Below are 21,004 nucleotides of genomic sequence, written 5' to 3' on the forward strand. Positions count from 1 at the left end.
GGCTTACCCGTAAAAGGCTCTCTTCATTACCTCAAAAGGCGAAAAGGCTAAAAGGCAATGAAAATCATAAACTTATTTTTGAAAATTCTTCGATTGAAAAAACAAAATAAACAAATATTAAAACAATCAGAAAAGCAACTAAAACTTGATGATGGATGGTTACAACCAAAAACTGCCTCAGAACTCTTATCAACGGCATTACGTCAAAGATTACTTAAAAACATATATCAATCTGTCTCTATGTCTGAGGCAATGTTCAACACACTTTATCGCACCCCAATTGAGAAATATGCAGAATTAGTGCAAGAACTGCCTGCATCAGAATCTCATCATCACGCGCATCTAGGTGGAATGTTAGATCACGGTCTTGAGGTAATTTGTTTTGCGGTAAAATTACGCCAAAATTATTTACTTCCACCCAACTCCGCACCGGAAGATCAAGCTCAACAAAGCGAGGCTTGGACTGGTGCAGTAATTTATTCTGCATTAATACACGATATTGCGAAAATTATCACAGATATTGAAATTGAAACATTACAAGGTAGATGGTTTCTTTGGCAAGGCAAACTTGATCAAGCATACAGATTTAAACACATCAAAGGACGTGACTATCATTTACACCCAACAATGGGCGCTTTTGTATCAAGCTATTTATTATCACCATTATCACTGGATTGGTTAGCGAAATATCCGGATGCATTTTCATCCTTTTTTTATTTAGCCGCTGGTCATTATGATAAAGCTGGCATTCTGGGAGAGATTATTCAACAAGCTGATCAAACAAGCGTATCGCTTTATCTCGGCGGAGACACGACAAAAGCCAAACAGCCACAAAAATCATTTGCTAATCAAATTCTTGTTGCACTACGTTATCTCGTTGAACACGAATTAAAACTCAATAACCCTAAAAGCGGATCGGATGGTTGGCTTACTGATGATGCATTATATCTTGTCAGTAAAACGGTTACAGACAAGATTAGAGCCTATTTAATGCAGAATGGTATATCAGTTCCTAGTCAAAACAGTAAAATGTTTGACGAAATGCAAGCACACCGGATTATTGAGTCAACGCCGGATAATAAAGCAATTTGGAATGGTACGATTAAATCAGATGCTGGTTGGCAACCGAAAAATACCTTTACATTGCTTAAAGTCAGCCCATCTTTAATCTGGAACAGTTTTAATGATCGTCCACCGGTATTTGCTGGAACAATTATTATTGATCAACCAACAGAGGCAGCAGAAATCACACAAGAACAAAGTACAAATAATCAAGCTGGTTCTAATCACATTCCAACTGATGTGATAACCGATACACAAGAAACCTCAAAAGTACTGCAGCAGGAAGTTATTAATAGTGAATCGTTATCAACCAAAGAAGAGCAGAGTAATCCGCAGGAAGCGGACAGCTTTGATTTCGCACTAAATTTATTTGCTGATAACAATCAACAAGATAAAGTAGAAAATGAAATTGGCAATGATGAAGTTAAACCGCATACTGAACTAACTGTAACAGCAGCCTCAATACTGTCTGATAACACTGCAGATAGTGAAAAACACAATACAACAATAGATATACTTTCATCATCTAACAATAATAAACCTAATGAAACAGCAGAGCATTTTGTTGAATGGTTAAGAACATCACTGGCAACTGATAAATTGAGCATCAATGAGCCAGAGGCCAAAATTCACATTGTTGAAAATCAATTATTTCTGGTTACTCCGGCAATTTTTAAACTGTATTGTGAAACGATGTTTGGCCACAATAATGATAAGTCTTGGCTCACATTGCAGAAGAGATTTCAGGCGTTGAACATACATAAAAGAAAACAGCCAGGAAATTATAATATATGGACTTGTAAAGTTGCCGGAGGGTATCGATCATCTGTAATTAAAGGATACCTTATTGAAAATATAGCTTTTTTTACCAATAAGCATTATTTTAATAATATGTATCTTACTTTACAGGATGTAAGTGATGACACTGAAGAATAGTTTCTATGAGAGTTTATCTTTTGACGATTTACTTGAAAAATTCTTAATTATGAAATACTTAAGACCGGAAACTAAAAAGAGCTATAGAAAGATGGTATCACTTTTTACTCGAGCGTATCCCGGAATATTAGCAGACGAGATAACAAAAGAGCTTGTCTGTAATTGGCGCAATGAGCAATTATGCAAACTTAGAGAAACATCCGTTAATAGTTATCTTCGAAACTGTAAAGCGGTCATTAATTGGGGAATTGAAAACCATTTCATTAACCGTAAAGATAACCCGTTTACGGGTACGTTTGTAAAAGAGCCGCGAAAACAGAGAAAAATTATTACACAGAAGGATATAAATATACTTATTAAGTGTATCACACAAGAAGATGTCGAAAAATTGTGTGGTAACGGTTATTGTACAATTGCTTTCGCGCAAGCCTTAATTTTTACGCTGTTATATACGGGAATGCGACGCAGTCAGCTTTTAAAATTAAAAATTCATAACATTGATCTGTCTAGCAGGACAATTTTTATTCCTCATTACATCAATAAAAATAATGATGATCATATGATTCCAATATCATCAAAACTATATCCCTATCTTGCAGTCTTTCTGGATGAGCTTAAAATAAGAAAAATACCAATTGATTCTCAGCTATTTAATATCAATATATTTTCATCAACCACGCGCAACAATGGCAATATGACAAACGATCAATTAGCGCATTTTTTCCGGAAACTTTCCAAAATAACGAGGATAAAGCTATCGTCTCATAGATTTAGACATACGATTGCAACTCAACTAATGCGAAGTCCGGAGCAAAATTTGTATGCGGCGCAAAAACTATTAGGACACAGAGATATAAAAACTACATTAAGCTACATCGAATTCGATGTAGATATGTTGAGAAAAGTTGTAGATTCTATTTAGTGTTTAGATACATACAATGAAAAAACAATGTTGTATAATTTATAACTACTACTAATAATAAAAATATACTTTACATACTAATATAGAAAATGTAGTATCGTTAATGACACAAACAATTAAAATAATCAATATAGAGAGCAGTTGATTCAAAATCAACCGCCTTCGGGTGTGCCGGTTCGAGTCCGGCCCTAGGCACCACTAAAAAGATTTCAAAAAAAAGACCGCCGATAAAAAGGCGGTTTTTTGTTATCGCTGTATTTTCATTGTTCAACAATTATTCCTCGATAAAGGAGCGAACGATGATTACACTAATTTTTCTGCTTATTCTTGCAATTGGTTTTGGTTTAATTGCAGCACTGCTTATCGCTAATCATTGCCGCTCCTGTGCTCTTTTTATATATGTTGATGATTGGCTCTATTCTGTGGTTATCAGAAATCAAAATCTTCCTGGATGTGATAAATAAAAAAGAGATCTAACTATTTAGATCTCTTTATATAAGAATAATTTATAAATGAATAAATTATGCTTGGTAACGTTTGAACACTAATGTTGCGTTAGTTCCGCCGAAACCAAAACTGTTTGACATTACAGTCTGTAAGTTGGCATTACGGATGGTTTTAGTGATGATATTGCAACCTTCAGCACGTTCATCAAGTGTTTCAATATTAATGCTTGGCGCGATAAAGTCGTGTTCTAACATTAATAAAGTGTAGATAGCTTCGTGTACCCCTGCCGCACCTAAAGAGTGACCGGTCATTGATTTTGTTGAAGAAATTGCCGGCATTTTATCAGCAAAGACATTTTTGATTGCTTCAAGTTCTTTTACGTCACCAACCGGAGTTGAAGTGCCGTGTACGTTAAGATAGTCAATCGGTGTATCAACGGTTGCTAACGCTTGTTTCATACAACGTTCTGCACCCTCTCCGCTTGGTGCTACCATATCGTAACCATCGGATGTCGCACCATAGCCTACGATTTCAGCATAAATTTTTGCACCGCGAGCCAATGCGTGTTCCAATTCTTCAACAACGACAATACCGCCGCCACCGGCAATAACGAAACCGTCACGGTTAGCATCATAAGCACGAGAAGCTTTTTCCGGAGTATCGTTATATTTTGTTGAAACAGCACCCATTGCATCAAATTCACAGGCACATTCCCAAGATAACTCTTCCGCACCGCCGGCGAATACAACATCTTGTTTACCTAATTGGATTAATTCAACTGCGTGTCCGATACAGTGAGCAGAGGTGGCACAGGCTGAGCTGATACTGTAATTAACGCCTTTGATTTTGAATGGCGTTGCTAAACAGGCGGATACACTTGATGCCATTGTACGCGTTACAGCATAAGGCCCGATAGCTTTGACGCCGCGAGGTGTGCGCATTGCATCAGCGGCTACGATTTGATTGTGTGCGGAACCGGTACCGGCACCGACCACTAAACCGGTTCTTTCATTGGATACCATTTCTTCGCTTAATCCGGCGTCCGCAATCGCTTCTTTCATAGAAAGATAAGCATAAGCAGCGGCATTACCCATAAAACGCATTACTTTGCGATCAATATGTTCGCTTGGGGTGATTTTTACTGTGCCGGCAACGTGAGAACGCATCCCCACTTCAACAAATTCCGGCATAGTAGTAATACCTGATTTCCCTTCTAATAATGACGCCAACACTTCGTCTTTGTTATTTCCGATACTGGAAATAACGCCAAAACCAGTAATTACAGCTCTTTTCATTCGTTGTCCTTAATGTCGCTTTTGATATAAAAATTAAAAAATTGTTGGTTGTTATACTAGGAATTTCCTAGATTACAAGAAATTTTTGCAAAACCGCCAACAGATAAGACCATTTTAAAACGCTATTGAACAATTCAAACTGAGAATAGTGAATTTATTCGTATCCGACAGAGCGTTTAATTTGCCCACAAATTATCGGTGATAAAGTCAAATGTTTCAACCGATCGGGAGATTTTGGTGAAATCGAGCGTCCATTATAATATCATTAGCTACCTTGATAAAGGTTGTTATGGATTGTTATGTCTATTCAAAAAATCTCGTTTGCACAGATTGCTTTTGAAATGCAAACGCCGAAATCGGAACAATTTGGCGATATCTATTTTTCTGCTGAAGATGGATTAGAAGAGAGTCGTTATGTTTTTCAGCAGGGAAATGCCTTATGGCAGCGTTGGCAACAGCATTCCGCATCGCATTTTGTGATTGCAGAAACCGGATTTGGTACCGGTTTAAATTTTTTTGCGGTGTGTGAGCTGTTTCATCAATTCAGAGCGCGTTTTCCACAATCACCGTTGAAACGGCTTTTTTTTATTAGCTTTGAGAAATATCCGCTTACAAAAACTGCATTGGAGCAGGCTTATCAGGCTTACCCTCAATTTCAATCATTATTGCAACAACTCTTGTTGCATTGGCAGCAACCGATCGCCGGATGTTATCGTTACCATTTTTCGTCAGACATCTATTTGGATCTGTGGTTTGGCGATTTGCTTGAGAATTTGCCACAGCTTAGCGATTATTATAATGAACGTGTCGATGCGTGGTTTTTAGACGGTTTTGCACCAAGTAAAAATCCAACGATGTGGAGCGATTTTTTATTTCAACAAATGTATCGTTTAACGGCGGTTGGCGGCACATTTGCTACGTTTACCGCAGCTTCTTTAGTACGCAAAGGCTTGCTTGCAGCAGGTTTTCAAGTGGAAAAACGGAAAGGTTTCGGGCGAAAAAGAGAGTGCCTACAAGGTGTGAAAACTACGGCAATAAAACAGGCGTTTGCGTTACCTTGGTATTTACCGCAAGCAGCCCAACAAAAGGATGAAGTAGCTATTATTGGTGGTGGTGTTGCCAGTGTTTGTTTAGCCTACTCTTTGTGGCAACGAGGATGCCGAGTCACAATCTATTGTCAGGATGATGATTTAGCCTTAAATGCTTCCGGTAATAAACAGGGAGCATTTTATCCGCAACTAAGCGATGATGATGAGCGTCATTGCCGTTTTTATGCCTATGCCTTTGCTTATGGGCAACAATTTTTGCGGCAGCTAACGAACCAAGTCGATTTTGAATATCAGTGGTGTGATGTATTGTTATGCGGTTATCAAGCATCGGTGCTGAAAAAATTGCAGAAAATTGCTGATCGTGGTTTTCCGGAAAGCCTGTTTCAGTTACAGACTGCAGCGCAATTAAGTGAACGAGCCGGTGTTGAGATAAATTGTGACGGTGCTGTGATCCACGGTGCAGCTTGGTTGAACCCACGACAAATGGTGCAGAATACGGCACAATTTTTGCAACGGCAAGGCGTTAAAATTGTGACAAAAACAGCTATTGATTGTTTGCAATATGATCAAGGGAAATGGACATTGTTCAGCGGCGAACAGCAGTTCGAACATCCAACGGTGGTGATTGCCAATGGGCATAAATTGAATTGTTTTTCACAAACGGAAGAGCTGCCGACCTACTCAGTGCGCGGGCAAGTGAGTCAAATCCCGACTTCACCTCATTTGCAACGGCTCAAAGCAATATTATGTTATGACGGCTATTTAACGCCGGTGGATACGGCTAAACAATTCCACTGTTTAGGTGCAAGCCATATCCGAAATTGCGAAACACGCGATTTTAGTGAACAGGAACAGCGTGAAAATCAGCAAAAAATTCAACAAAATTTAGCACCGGCATCTTGGGTAGAAGAGATTGATGTCAGTGCGCATTTAGCACGAACCGGCGTGCGTTGTAGTGTTCGCGACCGGTTGCCGATTTGTGGCAATGTAGGTGATTTTGTGCAGCAAACGCAAGATTATCATAATATTTTTAATTTACGTCGTCGCCGTCAAGCCATAGCAACAGCGGCATATTATCCGAATTTATATCTGTTCGGGGCATTGGGTTCAAGAGGCTTGACTTCTGCGCCATTATTGGCAGAAACCTTAGCTTCCCTAATTTATGGTGAACCGTTGCCACTGGGGCAAGATATTTTAACGGAATTGGCACCGAATCGTTTTTGGTTACGAAAATGGCTTAAAGGCACGCCGGTAGTGAGCAGAACGAAAAAATAGAGATTGGATTTATAACCATTTTAAGAAGGCAGGAATGAAACTATATAGTAAAAATCAACGAGTATTGGATCTTTCCCAAGCACAAGTGATGGGAATTCTTAATGTAACGCCGGACTCTTTTTCTGATAGCGGCAAATTTTTTTCATTGGATAAAGCGTTATATCACGCCGAAGAGATGCTAAAACAAGGTGCGAGCATTATTGATGTTGGTGGTGAATCGACACGACCAATGGCGGAAGAGGTAACGTTGCAGCAAGAATTGGATCGGGTGATTCCTGTGGTTGAAGCGATTAGACAGCGTTTTGATTGTTGGATTTCAGTGGATACCTCAAAAGCGGAAGTAATGAAAGCCGCCGCGGATGCCGGAATGGACTTAATTAATGATATTCGCGCATTAACAGAAGAGAATGCTTTACAAACAGCAGCAGAATTGGATTTGCCGGTCTGCTTAATGCATATGCAGGGACAACCGAAAACAATGCAAGCCAACCCTGAATATCAGAATGTGGTGGAAGAGGTGTTGGCGTGGTTGTTACAACGGGCAGCGATTTGTGAGCAGGCAGGTGTGCGAAAAGAAAATATTATTTTGGATATCGGCTTCGGTTTCGGTAAAACTTTGCAGCACAATTACCAATTATTGAATCATTTAGAGCAATTTGTTGCCACCGGTTATCCGTTATTAATCGGCTTGTCACGAAAATCGATGATCGGTAATTTGTTGCAGAAAGATGTCAATCATCGCTTAGTCGGTAGTGTTGCCGGTGCGTTGATTTCAGTAATGAAAGGAGCTCATATTGTCAGAGTGCACGATGTCGAAGCGACAGTTGATGCGTTAAAAGTATGGCAGGCGACAAAAGCGGCAATTTAATTAAACAAATTTTTAGGTAGGCATACTGATTAATGCGTAATTTGGAGTAGAATGGCGACATTTTACTGTTTGAACAAACTAAACAAGGAATAAAAATGGCAGAACGTAAATATTTTGGTACTGATGGCGTGCGTGGACGTGTTGGTACTTATCCGATCACACCGGAATTTGCATTGAAATTGGGATGGGCAGCCGGAAAAGTGTTGGCAACGCAAGGTTCAAGAAAAGTGTTGATTGGTAAAGATACTCGTATTTCCGGTTATATGTTGGAATCAGCATTGGAAGCCGGTTTGGCAGCCGCAGGATTGTCAGCGGCATTTGTTGGTCCGATGCCGACACCGGCAATCGCCTATTTAACCAGAACTTTTCGTGCGGAAGCCGGCATTGTGATTTCCGCATCACACAACCCTTATTATGATAATGGGATTAAATTTTTCTCTGCACACGGTACTAAATTGCCGGATGATATTGAATTAGCGATTGAGGAACTGTTGGAACAACCAATGACCTGTGTTGAATCTGCGGAATTGGGTAAAGCCAGTCGTATCAATGATGCTGCCGGTCGTTATATCGAATTTTGTAAAAGCACATTCCCGGCGCATTTAAGTTTGGAAGGGTTAAAAATTGTGGTGGATTGTGCCAATGGTGCCACTTACCACATTGCACCGAATGTTATGCGTGAGCTTGGCGCAACCGTAATTGAAATCGGCACCAAACCGGACGGTATGAATATCAATGAACGTTGTGGTGCAACGGATGTGCGTGCATTGCAGGAAGTGGTTGTACAAAGCAAAGCGGATGTCGGCTTAGCTTATGACGGGGATGGTGATCGTATTATGATGGTTGATCATTTAGGCAATAAAGTGGATGGTGACCAAATTCTTTTCATCATTGCTCGTGAAGCTTTGCGTTCCGGTAAACTCTCCGGCGGTGTTGTCGGCACTTTAATGAGCAATATGAGCTTAGAATTGGCATTAAAAATGTTAGGTATTCCGTTTGTTCGAGCCAAAGTGGGCGATCGTTATGTATTGGAACAGATGCAGGAACGCGGTTGGAAATTAGGTGGCGAAAATTCCGGACACATTATTATTTCTGAGAAAAACACAACCGGTGACGGTATTGTTGCTTCATTGGAAGTGCTGGCGGCAATGGTCAATCACGGTTTATCACTGAATGAGTTGGCTAGCGGCGTACAATTATTCCCACAAGTGCTAATCAATGTTCGTTTTGAAGCGGGAAGTAATCCTTTGGAAAACGAAGCCGTAAAACAAGCTGCTGCAGAAGTTGAACAAAAATTACACGGCAAGGGTCGCGTGTTATTGCGTAAATCCGGCACAGAACCTGTTATTCGTGTAATGGTGGAATGTGAAGATCAAGAGTTGGCTCAACAGTGTGCAGAAAAAATTGCAGAAATTGTTAAGAAAAGTTAATTTAAATTAATGCAAAATGTACTTTTATTCGGTAGAATTAAAGGCGTTTTTTATCGTTTTAACGTAAATTTAATTTAAAGGATAAGGTTTATGAAATTGACAAAATTACTCGTGCCTGCTGCGTTATCGATTGCACTGGCTGCTTGTGGAAACTTAAGTAAAGTCAGTGATGAGGGGACTACGGATAAACCGGTATGGCCAAAAGTTGAAGATAGCAGATTCAACTCTGATGGCTCTCAAAAAGGTACTTGGCCAAATTGGGATAATGTTCATATGATTGAGAAAGGAATGAACAAAGATCAGATTTATCACTTGATTGGTCGTCCTCATTTTGCTGAAGGTTTGTTCGGCGTGCACGAGTGGGATTATGTATTTAACTATCGTGAAAACGGTGTGCATAAAATTTGCCAATACAAAATCTTGTTTGATAAAAATATGGAAGCACAATCTTTCTTCTGGTTACCGGAAGGTTGTAGCGATCGTACCGAGTATCAGCTTTCAAGCGATTTCCGATTTGACTTCGATTCTGCCAACTTAAAAGCGGGAAGCCAAAAAGTGATTGCAGATTTAGTCAACAAATTACCGAAAGATAAACAGATTTCAATTGTTGGTTATACCGACCGTCTAGGTTCCGACGCTTATAATTTGGCACTTTCTCAACGTCGTGCCGTGGCAGTGAAAAATGCGATGGTCGCGTTAGGTATTCCGGCTTCTCATATTCAGGCGAGCGGAATGGGCAAGGCAGATCAGGTTAAAGCGTGTGAGAATGAAACCGGCGCAGAATTGCGTCAATGTTTAGCCCCAAATCGCCGTGCCGTGATTTCAACTAACTAATTGTTCTTCTCTATTTGATAAAGGCTTGTTAAAAACATTAATAAGCCTTTTTCTTTTCAATTTATTTTTAGTAGTGCTAAGTGTAAAATAAGTCACTTATCTCAAGCTATAATAACCACTAATCAAATGGCTTTTTATATGAGTTAATCTTTTTCTGTTGAGATTAAATCTTACAAAGAAGACATAAAGGATATTTCAAATATGACATCAGAATCTAGTGTAAGAACAGACGATAATTTTAATCTTATTGTATTATTTCAATATTATTGGCGTAAAAAATGGTGGATTTTGTTATCTACTTTATTGTTTACTTTTGTTTCTTATCTTTATGTAAATACAATTAAACCGGAGTGGAGTAGTAGTGCTGAAGCAGTGCCGGCAAGTAATGGTTCTATTGAGGCATTGCTAGATTTGCAGCAACGTTATAGCTTAATTAGTAATGAGCCTTTTTCTATGCAGGGTATTTCAAGTTCTTTGTTTAATCAGTTCGTTAATAATATTTCGATTATTGATGCTCGTAAACAATATTTTTTGGAATCTCCCCTTTATCAACGACTCAGTGTAAATCAAAGCGACACGCAGAAGCAAGCTCTTTTGAATAGATTAATTAAAAGTATTTCAGTAATTACACCAGATATGACTAAAAAAGGAAATAATATTACTGTAATTACGGCAGAAAATAGGGCTTTAGCAGATATTCCATCCGTTAAAATTAGTTTTATTGATAATGATGAGCAGCTATTGCAATCAACATTGGATGGCTTTGTAAAATATGTCAATCGTATTACTTATCAACAAGAAATTGAAAATTTATTAATTCAAATTAAACAGAAAATTAAGGCTTTAAAATACCAACAACAGCAAATTACTGATCAGTTAATGTTGGAAAAACAGACTTATTTGCAATATCTACAGACTGCTTATAATGTTACTGCATTAGTAGAGAAAAATAAGGGAAATAATATTAATATCAATGTTAATATTGATTTGGCGAAAAATATAACACAATTAGATAATCCTTATCTGTATTTATTAGGACGAGAAAATTTAGCTGCACAAATTGAAGCAATACAGCAGCAAAATATTATTTATCCTATTTCTTATTATCAAGCAAAAACACAGATAGCAGAGTTGGTAAAATTGGTAGATGAAACTGATAAATTGAAAATAAATATTTTTCAATATAAAAATCCTCCAAGTTTTCCGGTTAAAATTAAACCACAAAAAAGTTTAATTTTGGCAATTGGCGTGTTGTTTGGATTTATATTATCGTGTTTAATTTTACTATTTATTAAAGTATTAAAGAAAGATTAATATGTCGAATGCAATTGGAGATAAACTACTGAAAAATACATTGATTTATAGTATTGGTAGTTTTGGTTCAAAAATTTTGTCATTTCTGTTATTGCCGCTGTTTTCACTCTATTTAACGACAGTGGAAATGGGGCAATATGATTTGATTTTAACATTTGTTTTATTGGTTACCCCATTAATAACATTGCAATTATCTGATGCAATTTATCGTTGGTTGATTGCGACAGATAAAACAAGCAGTGCCGAACAGGTCATTACAACGGCATTAAGTTTATTCCTCGTTGCAACGATCATTACATTTATTGTTGTGGGAATTGTTGTCTATTTTGAACCACAACCTTATGTATTGGAAACAATGTTATTTCTTTTCTTTTCTGCACTTTTTTTTATTTTACAACAAGTATTACGCGGATTGGGATTAACACAAAAATTTGCACTAATTGGAATTTTATATTCGTTATTGCTGTTATTGTTTTCATTAGTATTTTTATGGGTATGCAATAACAAATTGCAAGCTGTATTATTAGCAATGATTGTAGCCAATATTGTTGTGAATATTATTATTTTATGGCGTTGGAAAATTTACCATTATTTATCAGGAAAATATATTGATAAAAAATTAATTATACCGATGTTAAGTTATTCTTTGCCATTAGTTCCCAATGCAGTGAGCTGGTGGTTAATGACGATGGCAAATAAGTATATTATTTTCCAACAGTTAAATACAGTAGCAAACGGTATTTATGCGATTTCATCACGATTGCCTAGCATTTTAATGATTATTTTTTCACTCTTTTTATTAGCGTGGCAAGATGTTATCTTAAAAGATGATAAAGCGGATTATCGTGAGATAACAACAAATACATTTTCACAATTATCCAAATTTATGTTCTCGATAGGTTTAATTTTTATCAGCATTAGTGAACCATTAATTCATTATCTTTTTTCATCCCAATTTTATGAAGCGTGGCAATATATGCCGATTTTGGTGTTAGCAACGATATTCACTTCATTCTGCGCCTTTTTAGGCACGGCATATCAACAGAAAAAAAATACATTAAAAATATTAATAACGACAATTATTGGTGCGGTTGTTAATATTATGATTAGCTATTTCTTAATTGAATATATTGGGTTATTTGCAGCAGCATTGGGAACGTTATTAAGTTTTATTTTGGTATTTGTTATTCGTCAGCAGGATGTAAAAAGTTTTTATCCGGTTGTTTTAACCGTTAAATCTTTTTGGTTACCATTCATTTTAAGTCTGGTTTATTGTTATCTTGTTAGCTTAAATCAAATGTCTATTAATTGGAGTTTGTTTGTAATCGCATTAATTATTTCTTTATTATTAAACCAGCAATTACTCGGCAAAATCTTACAGAAGTTAAAAGGGAGAATTTTATGATTAATCCAAATAGAAAGCAGTTATCCCGCTTAAGTGAAATTATTTATGATCGTCTTGATCCATTAATTGATGGAGATTATGTTTTATTAGACATTCCGGATCATCAAAATATTGGTGATCAAGCAATTTGGGCAGGTGAGCTGGCGTATTTATCTCGACTTCCACATAAACTCAAATATTCAGCACCTTATTACAATGTCGATATGAAGAAAATTGATAAGGATGATATTATTTTATTTCACGGTGGTGGTAATTTTGGTGATGTATGGGATGTATGCCAAAAATTAAGAGAGAATGTTATTTCTCATTGTCGTGAAAATAAAATTATTGTTTTCCCACAAACGGTTTATTTCCAATCACAACAAAATTTAGAAAAGAGTGCTGAAATTTTCAATGCACACGGTAATGTGACTATTTGTGCAAGGGATCAGGTTTCTTATGGGATTTTGAATAAATATTTTACAAAATGTCAGATTTTGCTCTTGCCTGATATGGCATTCTGTTTAAATTTGGATAATTTTATTCAAGAAGAAAAAAACGGCAAAACATTATTTGTAAAACGTACAGATAAAGAGTTAAATACAACAGCGGATTATCACGAAGTAGCCGAAGTGGAAAATGTAACGGTTTCTGATTGGCCAAGTTTTGAAAAAGAGTTTAAACAACTGATTAAATATAATCCTAATTTTTCCGCTTTTGGTTTTAGAGAGTTTTTATTTAAAGTGGCTAATCGGATGCCAATATTTATGCCGCTTTATTGCCAGCCAATTGAAAAAATAGAAAATCGTCGAGAATTTTATATGGAATTGGGAATTAATTTCCTTAATCATTACGATACTATTTATACTACGCGTTTACACTGTTTTATTTTAGGTATTCTTTTAGGAAAAACAGTTTATATTTATGATAATTCTTATGGTAAGAACGCTTCGTTCTATCAGACGTGGCTACAAGATTTTGAACAATGTTATTTATTGAATGAGTCAAAATAATGAAAAATGAAGCTTTAGTTTCAGTTATTATTCCCTGTTATAATGCTGAAAAATATATTGAAGCAGCGGTAATGTCGATTTTACAACAGAGCTACCACCATTTAGAAGTTATTGTTATAAATGATGGTTCTACTGATAAATCAGCGGAAATTTTATTGCAATTTGCTCAGCAGGATTTACGTGTTCGTTATATTGAAAATGAAAAAAATCTAGGGTTAATTGCAACTTTAAATAAAGGTATCCAGTTGGCACAAGGGAAATATATTGCACGAATGGATGCTGATGATATAGCGTTGCCGGATCGTATTGAAAAGCAGGCGGATTTTTTATCACTTCACCCGAATATTGCCGTATTAGGTGGTGCAATGAAAACATTTGGTGAAAATGTTCAATCTGAAATTTTAGCATTACCGACAGAAGATAATGAAATAAAAGCTTATTTATTTTTAGCTTCAGCCTTTAATCATCCGACAGTGATGTTTAATTTATCTGTATTGGATCGTGATGATATTTTTTATCAACAGCAATATTATCGTGCAGAAGATTATGGCTTATGGATACATTTATTGGCGAAAGGATATCAATTTGCTAATTTAAAAGATGTGGTATTGAATTACCGCATATTGGAAAATAGTGAAACACGGCTATTAGCAAAAAATCTTGAGCAACGTAATCAGATAATATCAAAAATTCATCATTATTTATTGACTCATCTTAAATTATCATTAACAGATAATGAAATATTACAATATTCTTTGTCTACGAATAGAGCTAATATTGCGCAATTAAATTTAATGATGTTGTGTCATATTTATCGCAAGATCAGCAGAACAGTGAGTTATCCAGTGGGTAAATTATTGTTTACCCGATGGATCAAACTTTTAGGTTTAAAATGGCTGAGAAAATAGGTATAGCTAAGTGAGGAAAATAATGAGAAAAATTATATTTTATTGGTTATTTCTCACTTGGTTATTTAATATCAAATATAATTTTATTCCATTGCATCCATCATTTACGATGGGTGTAATTGGTCTTTATTTAGCATTCCAAAATTATATTAACCGAGAGCGTATCGCAGTGAATGTACTGCCGCTAGCTTTTTTATTTGTGCCTTTCGCCTTTTCATTATTGCCGGCAAAATTATTAAATCCTAGTGGGTTTGAAGTTGCTTATTTAATCCAAAATGGATTAACGCCTATTGTTTATCTGTTTGCTGCTTATTTTCTCTATTGTTTTGCTACTTGGATTTATCAACCTGTTGATTACCAGAGATTAACTTCTATCTGGATTACTGCAGTTGTAATTCAGTCAATATTGACAATTGGTGTCAATATATTGCCTTTTATGCAACAATTATTATTGTTTTTGATTAAGTATAGTGAAGGTCGGGGGTTAATCATTGCTTCATTGGAACAAGGAAATCGATTTATCGGCTTTGGAACACAATTTTTTGGAGCAGGGATTATTTATGCCTTTACTTTAATTTTATTGAGTTTCCGCTTATCAAAACAGAGAAAGAGTATTTTATTTATTCGTGATCTGATTTTATTTGCATTTATCAGTTTAGTCGGTTTACTGTTAGCGAGAACAGTGCTTGTCGGTATTGTGATTGGTGCAGTAATTTTCTGTTTTCAGCGTTACTTTATTAATTATTATCGATTGGCGTTATTTTGTTTCTTATTGATTCCGGGCGTGTTGCTATTGTTATTATTGTTCCTTTATGCTGTATTAAATAATTTACTTGGAATTGATTTAATGCATTCTAAATTATTCTACTTTGCAGCAGAACTCTTTATTAATCTATTTTCCGGACAAGGACTAGAAACAGAATCAACGGATATTCTATTGGAGATGTATCAAATTCTACCGACAACATTGACAACTTGGTTGGTTGGTGACGGATTTTATTTAGCACAAAATAGTGTCGACGGCCTTTATTATATGGGAACGGATGTCGGTTATTTGAGGATTATTTTTTCAACCGGAATTATTGGCGTGGTCATTAATATTGCTGTGCACGCTTATTTGTGTGCTAAAACAATGGCAATTACACCATCAAGAGCAATCCTTTATTTTGCTTTATTGAGTCTTTATTTAATTTTATTGATTAAAGGGATGGTGAGTTTTATTGCTTTATTTGGTTATTTTTATATTGCTGAATTAGCGAATGGAACAGAGAAAAATGCAGAATAATAAAATACATATCTTATATTTTTGTGGTATAGCAGTACACGGTGGAGTAGGTAGTTATTTAAAAACAGTAGCGCAAAATTTCCCACAAGGAAATTATGTCTTGCATATTAGCTATTATGCGCCACAGCGATTTGTTGAATTTGAAAATCAAATTTTAGCAGTTAATCCAAGTGTGCTTTTTCATCATCTACCAATGTTTTCAATTAAAAATTTAATTACCGGAAAATTATGGAAAGCAACCAAGCAGCTTTATCAACAATATCATTTTGATTTAGTCCACGCACATAATCCTTATTTATCTTTTATGCATTTTTATTGTGCAAAACAGAAACATATAGGACGTATTTTACATTCACACAGTAGTCAGCCTTCGGGTAGCAAAATTAAAGCCCTAATTAATCGTTTATTTTATTCATTAACAAAACCATTAGTGACGGATCGAATTGCGTGCAGTCGGGTAGCAGGAGAATTTTTATTTAAAAATCAGCCTTATAGAATTATTTATAATGCGATTGATTGTAATAAATTCATTTTCAAAGCAGATATTAGAGCATTATTACGTCATCAATTTAATTTATCTGATGATACTGTTGTTTTAGGGCACGTTGGTAATTTTGAACCGGTTAAAAATCATCAATTCTTATTAAATTTAATTTCAATATTAGCGAAAAGAACGGAAAATTATAAATTGTTTTTAATTGGTGTCGGTGCCGGAGAAAATACGTGCCGGCAATGGGTACAACAACATAAATTACAGGATAAAGTTGTTTTTTTAGGCTTCCGTAAGGATGTGGCACAATTATTAAATATATTTGATCTCTTTTTATTACCCTCTTTTTTTGAGGGATTTCCGCTTTCTGTATTAGAGGCACAATGTAATGGATTACCTAATTTGATCAGCGATCGAGTTACAGATGAAGTCGCGATTACTGATTTGGTTCAGTTTTATTCAATAGAAAAAATTGATCAATGGATTGAGGCTATTAATGCTGGGCAGACAAATAAGCAGCGTGAGCGCTATGCACAGATTATGTCGGAAAAAGGGTTTTCTATTGAACATCATATACAACAATTAATGGATGTATATCAGCAAGTTTTACAACGTTCACACTGAGTGTGAAGGAGTTTTTAATGAAGTTTTCAGTTTTGATGTCTTTGTATTATAAAGAAAAAGCAGAGTATTTAACGCAATGTTTTGCCAGTTTGGCAGCGCAAACTATGCCGGCGGATGAGATTGTTTTGGTGTTTGATGGGTCGATACCGCAGCAGTTGCAGGATTGCGTTACTGAATGGCAACAGAAATTACCACTTAAAATCGTGCCATTACCGCAGAATGTCGGTTTAGGTAAGGCGTTAAATGCCGGATTGGCAGAGTGCAGCAATGAGTGGGTATTTCGGATGGATACTGATGATCTTTGTGTTCAGGATCGTTTTGCAAAACAGATTGCTTATATTGAAGCTCATCCGGAGGTGTCAATGGTTGGCGGACAAATTGAAGAATTTGATGATGCCAATCCGGGTATTACTTCAATTCGCCGAGTGCCGATTGAAGATGCGGATATCAAAAAAATGGCGCCGGTGCGCAGCCCGTTCAACCATATGGCATTGGCATATAAAAAATCAGCAATTCAAGCAGTGGGCGGTTATCAGCATCACCTTTTTTTAGAAGATTATAATTTATGGTTACGTTTTTTAAGTGCCGGTTATATTGCTCATAATTTGCCAGATATTTTAATTAAAATGCGAGCAGGACAAAATATGTATAATCGCCGTCGTGGTATGCAATATTTTAAGAGTGAATGGAAATTAGCTAAATTAAAGATGAAATTAGGTGTACAAAATCCAATCGGTGCATTAGCAGTATTTTTTGTGCGTGCTTTTACCCGAATTTTACCGGGAAAAATATTAGGGAAAGTTTATAAATTATTAAGAAAAATTTAGGAATAAAAATGAAAAAAGTGGCATTAATTCCGGTATTTTCATCAGAAAAGTTAATGAATAAAAATGTGTTGATGCTGGAAGGTAAATTGGTTGCCGGTTATAGCATAGAAGCAGCACTGGCAACAAAATGTTTTGAACGAATTATTGTTATTACTGATAAACAACAATATCAAGATGCATTAAACACTTACCCTATCGATGTTTTTCAAGTAGAAAAACCGATTTGTTCAGTACAGGCATTATTGACTATTTGGCAACAATTAGATCCAAAGGTAAAACAAAATGATTATGCCGTGATTTTAATGCCTGAAACACCGCTACGCACAACCGAACAGATCGTGCAATGTTGTCAATTATTCGAACAACAGGAAACAGATTATTTATATTCTATTGATCCAAAAAAACAGGAAAATCATTCAATTTATTTGTATCGATTACCATTTTATACGTTAAATAAATTGGCGAATATTCAAACTTATATGATGGATAAAGAAGGATCATTATTTATTGAAGATAGCTTTGAATATGAATGGGTAAAAGCAATTTTGCAATTAAGAATAAAAAATCAAACTTCTTTATTAAATGTTCAACGTAGAATAAGAGAAAAATCTAAAGATTTTAATCGTATTTCCGATATTACATTGGTAGGGCATTCTCTTTGGGATTATTGGCAAATTGAACAGTTAAATAATATTGAAGTGAACAATTTAGGCATCGGTGGCATTACCACTCAACAATATGTTGAACTAATTTTACAGAAGCGATTAATAAAAGGGTTAGGAAAAGATACCTTAATATTTTTAGGTATTAATGAAATGTTTCGTGTTGGTTGGCACGCAGAAGATACGCTTTATTGGTTGGATCAAACAGTGCAATATTTGAGAAAAATTAATGCAGAAAGCCGACTCTATTTAATGGAAGTGAGTTATGTTGCTTTTAAACGAGAAGTTAACAGTAAGATGATTGATGATTTTAATCAGCAATTGAGAGATTATTTTTCTGATAAAAATATTACATTGGTTGATGTGAACAGTGTTTTGCAGGATCAATATCATCAATTAGACTTAGCATTCACTTCTGATGGATTGCATTTTAATCCTATTGGATATAAAAAATTAGCCACCTTATTGCAAACTGTATTATTTAATTAGGACTTAATAGATGCTGCAATTAAAGCTACCAGTAAAATTACTTATTTTTTCAATTTTTTTATTTTTATTTTTCCGATTATTATTTATTGGATTATATCCAGATTATTTTCTTGATCAGATTAGTATAAAAGAGCTATTACAATCTTTTTTGTATGGAATTAGATTTGATCTTAATATTAGTGTTATTTTCTTGTCTCCTATTTTATTAATTAGTATATTACCTTTTTCTATAATTGGTTCTTTAAGATTTCAAAAGGTTTTATCTTATTTATCACTAATTGTTTTCATTGTTTTTTCTATTGTTTCTTTGATAGATTTGGCTTATTTTGGTGAAGTGTATCGTCATTTAGGTAGAGAAATCTTTTTAGTTAATAAAGATATAGGTTTTCTTTTTGATGTTGCTTTTAAATCACGTTTGCTATACACCATTTTAGGATTTCTTATATTAGGGATGATAATATTAAGTTATGTTATTTTTATTATTTATCCATTAAAAAATAGTGTAAATTTGAATTCGAGCTCTATATTTTCCCGAAGTTTATTAGGAGTTGCTTTTCTTATTTTTTGTTTCTGGTTGGCACGAGGAATGATTATTCAAGGTAGACCGATTAGTTATGCGGATGCTTTCGAGAATACAACATCATCTTCACAAGCTAATCTAGTTTTAAATAGTCCATTTGTGGTGTGGAAGCAGCTTCGTAAGCAAGAAAAATTAGGTCCAATAAATTTATTAACTGATAAAGAAAAAGATCAGTTTTCTTTTAAAGATGATACATTTTTATTCCAGTCAAATGAAAAAGAAAATTATAAGAATATAGTTTTTATTTTACTAGAAAGTTGGAGTTATAAATATATTGATGGTTTAGCACATCGTAATTATAACGTCACACCTTTTATCGATTCATTAATTGAAAAATCAATGGTTTGGGATAATTATTATGCTGCAGGGAAAAGGAGTATTATTGGCATTCAAGCAGTTTTGTCGTCTGTGCCGGCATTAAATAATCATCCGGTATTGGGTTTTGGATTGGAATTAAATAAGATAAGTAGGATTGGTAAAATATTAAACGATCATCAGTATCGCACTATTATGATGCAGACATCCAACCGTAGATCTTTCAATGTGAACAGTATTGCTAATGTTCTCGGATTTCAAGAATATTATGGCAAGGAAGATGTACCTATTATAAAAAAATATCCACAGGAACCACCACATTTCGGCTGGGATTATGATAGCCTACAATTTTTATTAAATAAATTAAATGAAACACCAGAAAGCAAACCTTTCTTCGCTTTTTTATTTACCGGATCTACACACGAACCGTTTGCTGATGCTGGTAAAGCGTTTCATATTTATCCGCATAATCAATCTAATGAAAATGGTTTTTTAAATACGCTTCGTTATTCTGATTGGTCATTGGAACAATTTATGAAAGCAGCTGAAAAACAGCCTTGGTATAACAATACTATTTTTATTTTTACTGCGGATCATACATTAAATTCATTACCTTCAGAAAATTTAAAAGAGCAGTTTCATATTCCGTTGATCGTTTATTCACCGGATGGCAGTTTATCGGCAAAAAGAGAATCTCAATTTGCTTCACAATATGATTTATTTCCAACAATATTGGATTTATTGGGTATCGATACGCCGATATCTACTTTCGGACAATCTTTATTACATCCAAAAACAACAACACCGACATTATTTGTCGGTAACGGACAAATTATTGGTATGATCAGTCCTGCCGGAACAGCTACTTTTTTAGAACAGAAGCAGTTGTCTATAAGTAATGATAATGATGAATTAAGACAGCAAATATTAAAATTTAAACAAAGAGTTACTTTAGCAGATATGATGTTGGATAATAATCAATGGGCTAAGTAAAG

Annotated in this window: 18 protein-coding genes; 16 read left to right on the forward strand and 2 right to left on the reverse strand. The window is 35.2% G+C overall.

The window, feature by feature from the left end; genetic code table 11:
* Nucleotides 1–57: 57 nt before the first annotated feature.
* Complete coding sequence (mobH, locus tag A3EO_RS0102105; protein ID WP_018345794.1) at nt 58–1,998, forward strand: MobH family relaxase; 1,941 nt, start codon at nt 58–60, stop codon at nt 1,996–1,998.
* Nucleotides 1,982–2,920, forward strand: a complete 939-nt coding sequence (locus A3EO_RS0102110; RefSeq protein WP_018345795.1) for a tyrosine-type recombinase/integrase — start codon at nt 1,982–1,984, stop codon at nt 2,918–2,920. The genes mobH and A3EO_RS0102110 overlap by 17 nt, the downstream gene beginning before the upstream one ends.
* A 100-nt stretch (nt 2,921–3,020) precedes the next feature.
* Here the strand turns inward: A3EO_RS0102110 and A3EO_RS13290 are convergent, their stop codons facing one another.
* A complete protein-coding gene (locus A3EO_RS13290; protein ID WP_018345796.1) occupies nt 3,021–3,191 on the reverse strand; it encodes a hypothetical protein in 171 nt (56 codons plus the stop codon).
* A 28-nt stretch (nt 3,192–3,219) separates the two neighbouring features.
* Between A3EO_RS13290 and A3EO_RS13470 the strand changes: the two genes are divergently transcribed.
* Complete coding sequence (locus A3EO_RS13470) at nt 3,220–3,384, forward strand: hypothetical protein (RefSeq protein WP_018345797.1); 165 nt, start codon at nt 3,220–3,222, stop codon at nt 3,382–3,384.
* Between the two features lie 57 nt (nt 3,385–3,441).
* On the opposite strand, the gene fabB is transcribed toward A3EO_RS13470, so the two are convergent.
* Entirely contained in the window at nt 3,442–4,662 is a 1,221-nt protein-coding gene (gene fabB / locus A3EO_RS0102125; RefSeq protein ID WP_018345798.1) for a beta-ketoacyl-ACP synthase I, read from the reverse strand.
* A gap of 299 nt (nt 4,663–4,961) precedes the next feature.
* On the opposite strand from fabB, the gene mnmC reads away from it, so the two are divergent.
* From mnmC to A3EO_RS0102190, 13 genes are all read left to right on the forward strand, one after another.
* Nucleotides 4,962–6,986: a bifunctional tRNA (5-methylaminomethyl-2-thiouridine)(34)-methyltransferase MnmD/FAD-dependent 5-carboxymethylaminomethyl-2-thiouridine(34) oxidoreductase MnmC gene (gene mnmC, locus A3EO_RS0102130; RefSeq protein ID WP_018345799.1), complete on the forward strand. Its 2,025-nt coding sequence runs from the start codon at nt 4,962–4,964 to the stop codon at nt 6,984–6,986.
* Nucleotides 6,987–7,020: 34 nt separating this feature from the next.
* The gene (gene folP / locus A3EO_RS0102135) at nt 7,021–7,854 is read left to right on the forward strand and encodes a dihydropteroate synthase (protein ID WP_018345800.1); all 834 of its coding nucleotides are present in this window, start codon (nt 7,021–7,023) and stop codon (nt 7,852–7,854) included.
* 95 nt (nt 7,855–7,949) lie between these two features.
* The gene (gene glmM, locus A3EO_RS0102140) at nt 7,950–9,284 is read left to right on the forward strand and encodes a phosphoglucosamine mutase (RefSeq protein WP_013745132.1); all 1,335 of its coding nucleotides are present in this window, start codon (nt 7,950–7,952) and stop codon (nt 9,282–9,284) included.
* A 90-nt stretch (nt 9,285–9,374) separates the two neighbouring features.
* On the forward strand, nt 9,375–10,118 hold the full coding sequence (locus tag A3EO_RS0102145) for an OmpA family protein (protein ID WP_018345801.1): 744 nt from the start codon (nt 9,375–9,377) through the stop codon (nt 10,116–10,118).
* 201 nt (nt 10,119–10,319) lie between these two features.
* Nucleotides 10,320–11,432, forward strand: a complete 1,113-nt coding sequence (locus tag A3EO_RS0102150) for an LPS O-antigen chain length determinant protein WzzB (protein WP_018345802.1) — start codon at nt 10,320–10,322, stop codon at nt 11,430–11,432.
* A gap of 1 nt (nt 11,433) precedes the next feature.
* Nucleotides 11,434–12,837 (forward strand): lipopolysaccharide biosynthesis protein, encoded by a 1,404-nt coding sequence (locus A3EO_RS0102155; protein ID WP_018345803.1) that lies wholly within the window; start codon nt 11,434–11,436, stop codon nt 12,835–12,837.
* Nucleotides 12,834–13,829 (forward strand): polysaccharide pyruvyl transferase family protein, encoded by a 996-nt coding sequence (locus A3EO_RS0102160; protein WP_018345804.1) that lies wholly within the window; start codon nt 12,834–12,836, stop codon nt 13,827–13,829. Before A3EO_RS0102155 ends, A3EO_RS0102160 begins: the two co-directional genes overlap by 4 nt.
* Nucleotides 13,829–14,737: a glycosyltransferase family 2 protein gene (locus tag A3EO_RS0102165; RefSeq protein WP_018345805.1), complete on the forward strand. Its 909-nt coding sequence runs from the start codon at nt 13,829–13,831 to the stop codon at nt 14,735–14,737. Before A3EO_RS0102160 ends, A3EO_RS0102165 begins: the two co-directional genes overlap by 1 nt.
* A 22-nt stretch (nt 14,738–14,759) precedes the next feature.
* Entirely contained in the window at nt 14,760–16,022 is a 1,263-nt protein-coding gene (locus A3EO_RS0102170; RefSeq protein ID WP_018345806.1) for a hypothetical protein, read from the forward strand.
* Nucleotides 16,012–17,136, forward strand: coding sequence for a glycosyltransferase (locus A3EO_RS0102175; RefSeq protein WP_018345807.1), 1,125 nt, complete (start codon nt 16,012–16,014; stop codon nt 17,134–17,136). The genes A3EO_RS0102170 and A3EO_RS0102175 overlap by 11 nt, the downstream gene beginning before the upstream one ends.
* Nucleotides 17,137–17,153: 17 nt before the next feature.
* Nucleotides 17,154–17,963 carry a glycosyltransferase family 2 protein gene (locus tag A3EO_RS0102180; RefSeq protein WP_018345808.1) on the forward strand — a complete coding sequence of 270 codons (810 nt, stop codon included), beginning with the start codon at nt 17,154–17,156 and terminating at the stop codon, nt 17,961–17,963.
* Nucleotides 17,964–17,971: 8 nt separating this feature from the next.
* Nucleotides 17,972–19,114, forward strand: coding sequence for a GDSL-type esterase/lipase family protein (locus tag A3EO_RS0102185; protein WP_018345809.1), 1,143 nt, complete (start codon nt 17,972–17,974; stop codon nt 19,112–19,114).
* Nucleotides 19,115–19,124: 10 nt separating this feature from the next.
* Nucleotides 19,125–21,002, forward strand: coding sequence for an LTA synthase family protein (locus tag A3EO_RS0102190; protein ID WP_018345810.1), 1,878 nt, complete (start codon nt 19,125–19,127; stop codon nt 21,000–21,002).
* Nucleotides 21,003–21,004: the final 2 nt, after the last annotated feature.

The organism is Gallibacterium anatis DSM 16844 = F 149, from assembly GCF_000379785.1.
Classification (GTDB): domain Bacteria; phylum Pseudomonadota; class Gammaproteobacteria; order Enterobacterales; family Pasteurellaceae; genus Gallibacterium; species Gallibacterium anatis.

Coding starts and splice junctions, on each gene's coding strand:
- mobH (WP_018345794.1), top strand. CDS start 58: ATGAAAATCATAAACTTATTTTTGAAAATTCTTCGATTGAAAAAACAA.
- A3EO_RS0102110 (WP_018345795.1), top strand. CDS start 1,982: ATGACACTGAAGAATAGTTTCTATGAGAGTTTATCTTTTGACGATTTA.
- A3EO_RS13470 (WP_018345797.1), top strand. CDS start 3,220: ATGATTACACTAATTTTTCTGCTTATTCTTGCAATTGGTTTTGGTTTA.
- fabB (WP_018345798.1), bottom strand. CDS start 4,662: ATGAAAAGAGCTGTAATTACTGGTTTTGGCGTTATTTCCAGTATCGGA.
- mnmC (WP_018345799.1), top strand. CDS start 4,962: ATGTCTATTCAAAAAATCTCGTTTGCACAGATTGCTTTTGAAATGCAA.
- folP (WP_018345800.1), top strand. CDS start 7,021: ATGAAACTATATAGTAAAAATCAACGAGTATTGGATCTTTCCCAAGCA.
- glmM (WP_013745132.1), top strand. CDS start 7,950: ATGGCAGAACGTAAATATTTTGGTACTGATGGCGTGCGTGGACGTGTT.
- A3EO_RS0102145 (WP_018345801.1), top strand. CDS start 9,375: ATGAAATTGACAAAATTACTCGTGCCTGCTGCGTTATCGATTGCACTG.
- A3EO_RS0102150 (WP_018345802.1), top strand. CDS start 10,320: ATGACATCAGAATCTAGTGTAAGAACAGACGATAATTTTAATCTTATT.
- A3EO_RS0102155 (WP_018345803.1), top strand. CDS start 11,434: ATGTCGAATGCAATTGGAGATAAACTACTGAAAAATACATTGATTTAT.
- A3EO_RS0102160 (WP_018345804.1), top strand. CDS start 12,834: ATGATTAATCCAAATAGAAAGCAGTTATCCCGCTTAAGTGAAATTATT.
- A3EO_RS0102165 (WP_018345805.1), top strand. CDS start 13,829: ATGAAAAATGAAGCTTTAGTTTCAGTTATTATTCCCTGTTATAATGCT.
- A3EO_RS0102170 (WP_018345806.1), top strand. CDS start 14,760: ATGAGAAAAATTATATTTTATTGGTTATTTCTCACTTGGTTATTTAAT.
- A3EO_RS0102175 (WP_018345807.1), top strand. CDS start 16,012: ATGCAGAATAATAAAATACATATCTTATATTTTTGTGGTATAGCAGTA.
- A3EO_RS0102180 (WP_018345808.1), top strand. CDS start 17,154: ATGAAGTTTTCAGTTTTGATGTCTTTGTATTATAAAGAAAAAGCAGAG.
- A3EO_RS0102185 (WP_018345809.1), top strand. CDS start 17,972: ATGAAAAAAGTGGCATTAATTCCGGTATTTTCATCAGAAAAGTTAATG.
- A3EO_RS0102190 (WP_018345810.1), top strand. CDS start 19,125: ATGCTGCAATTAAAGCTACCAGTAAAATTACTTATTTTTTCAATTTTT.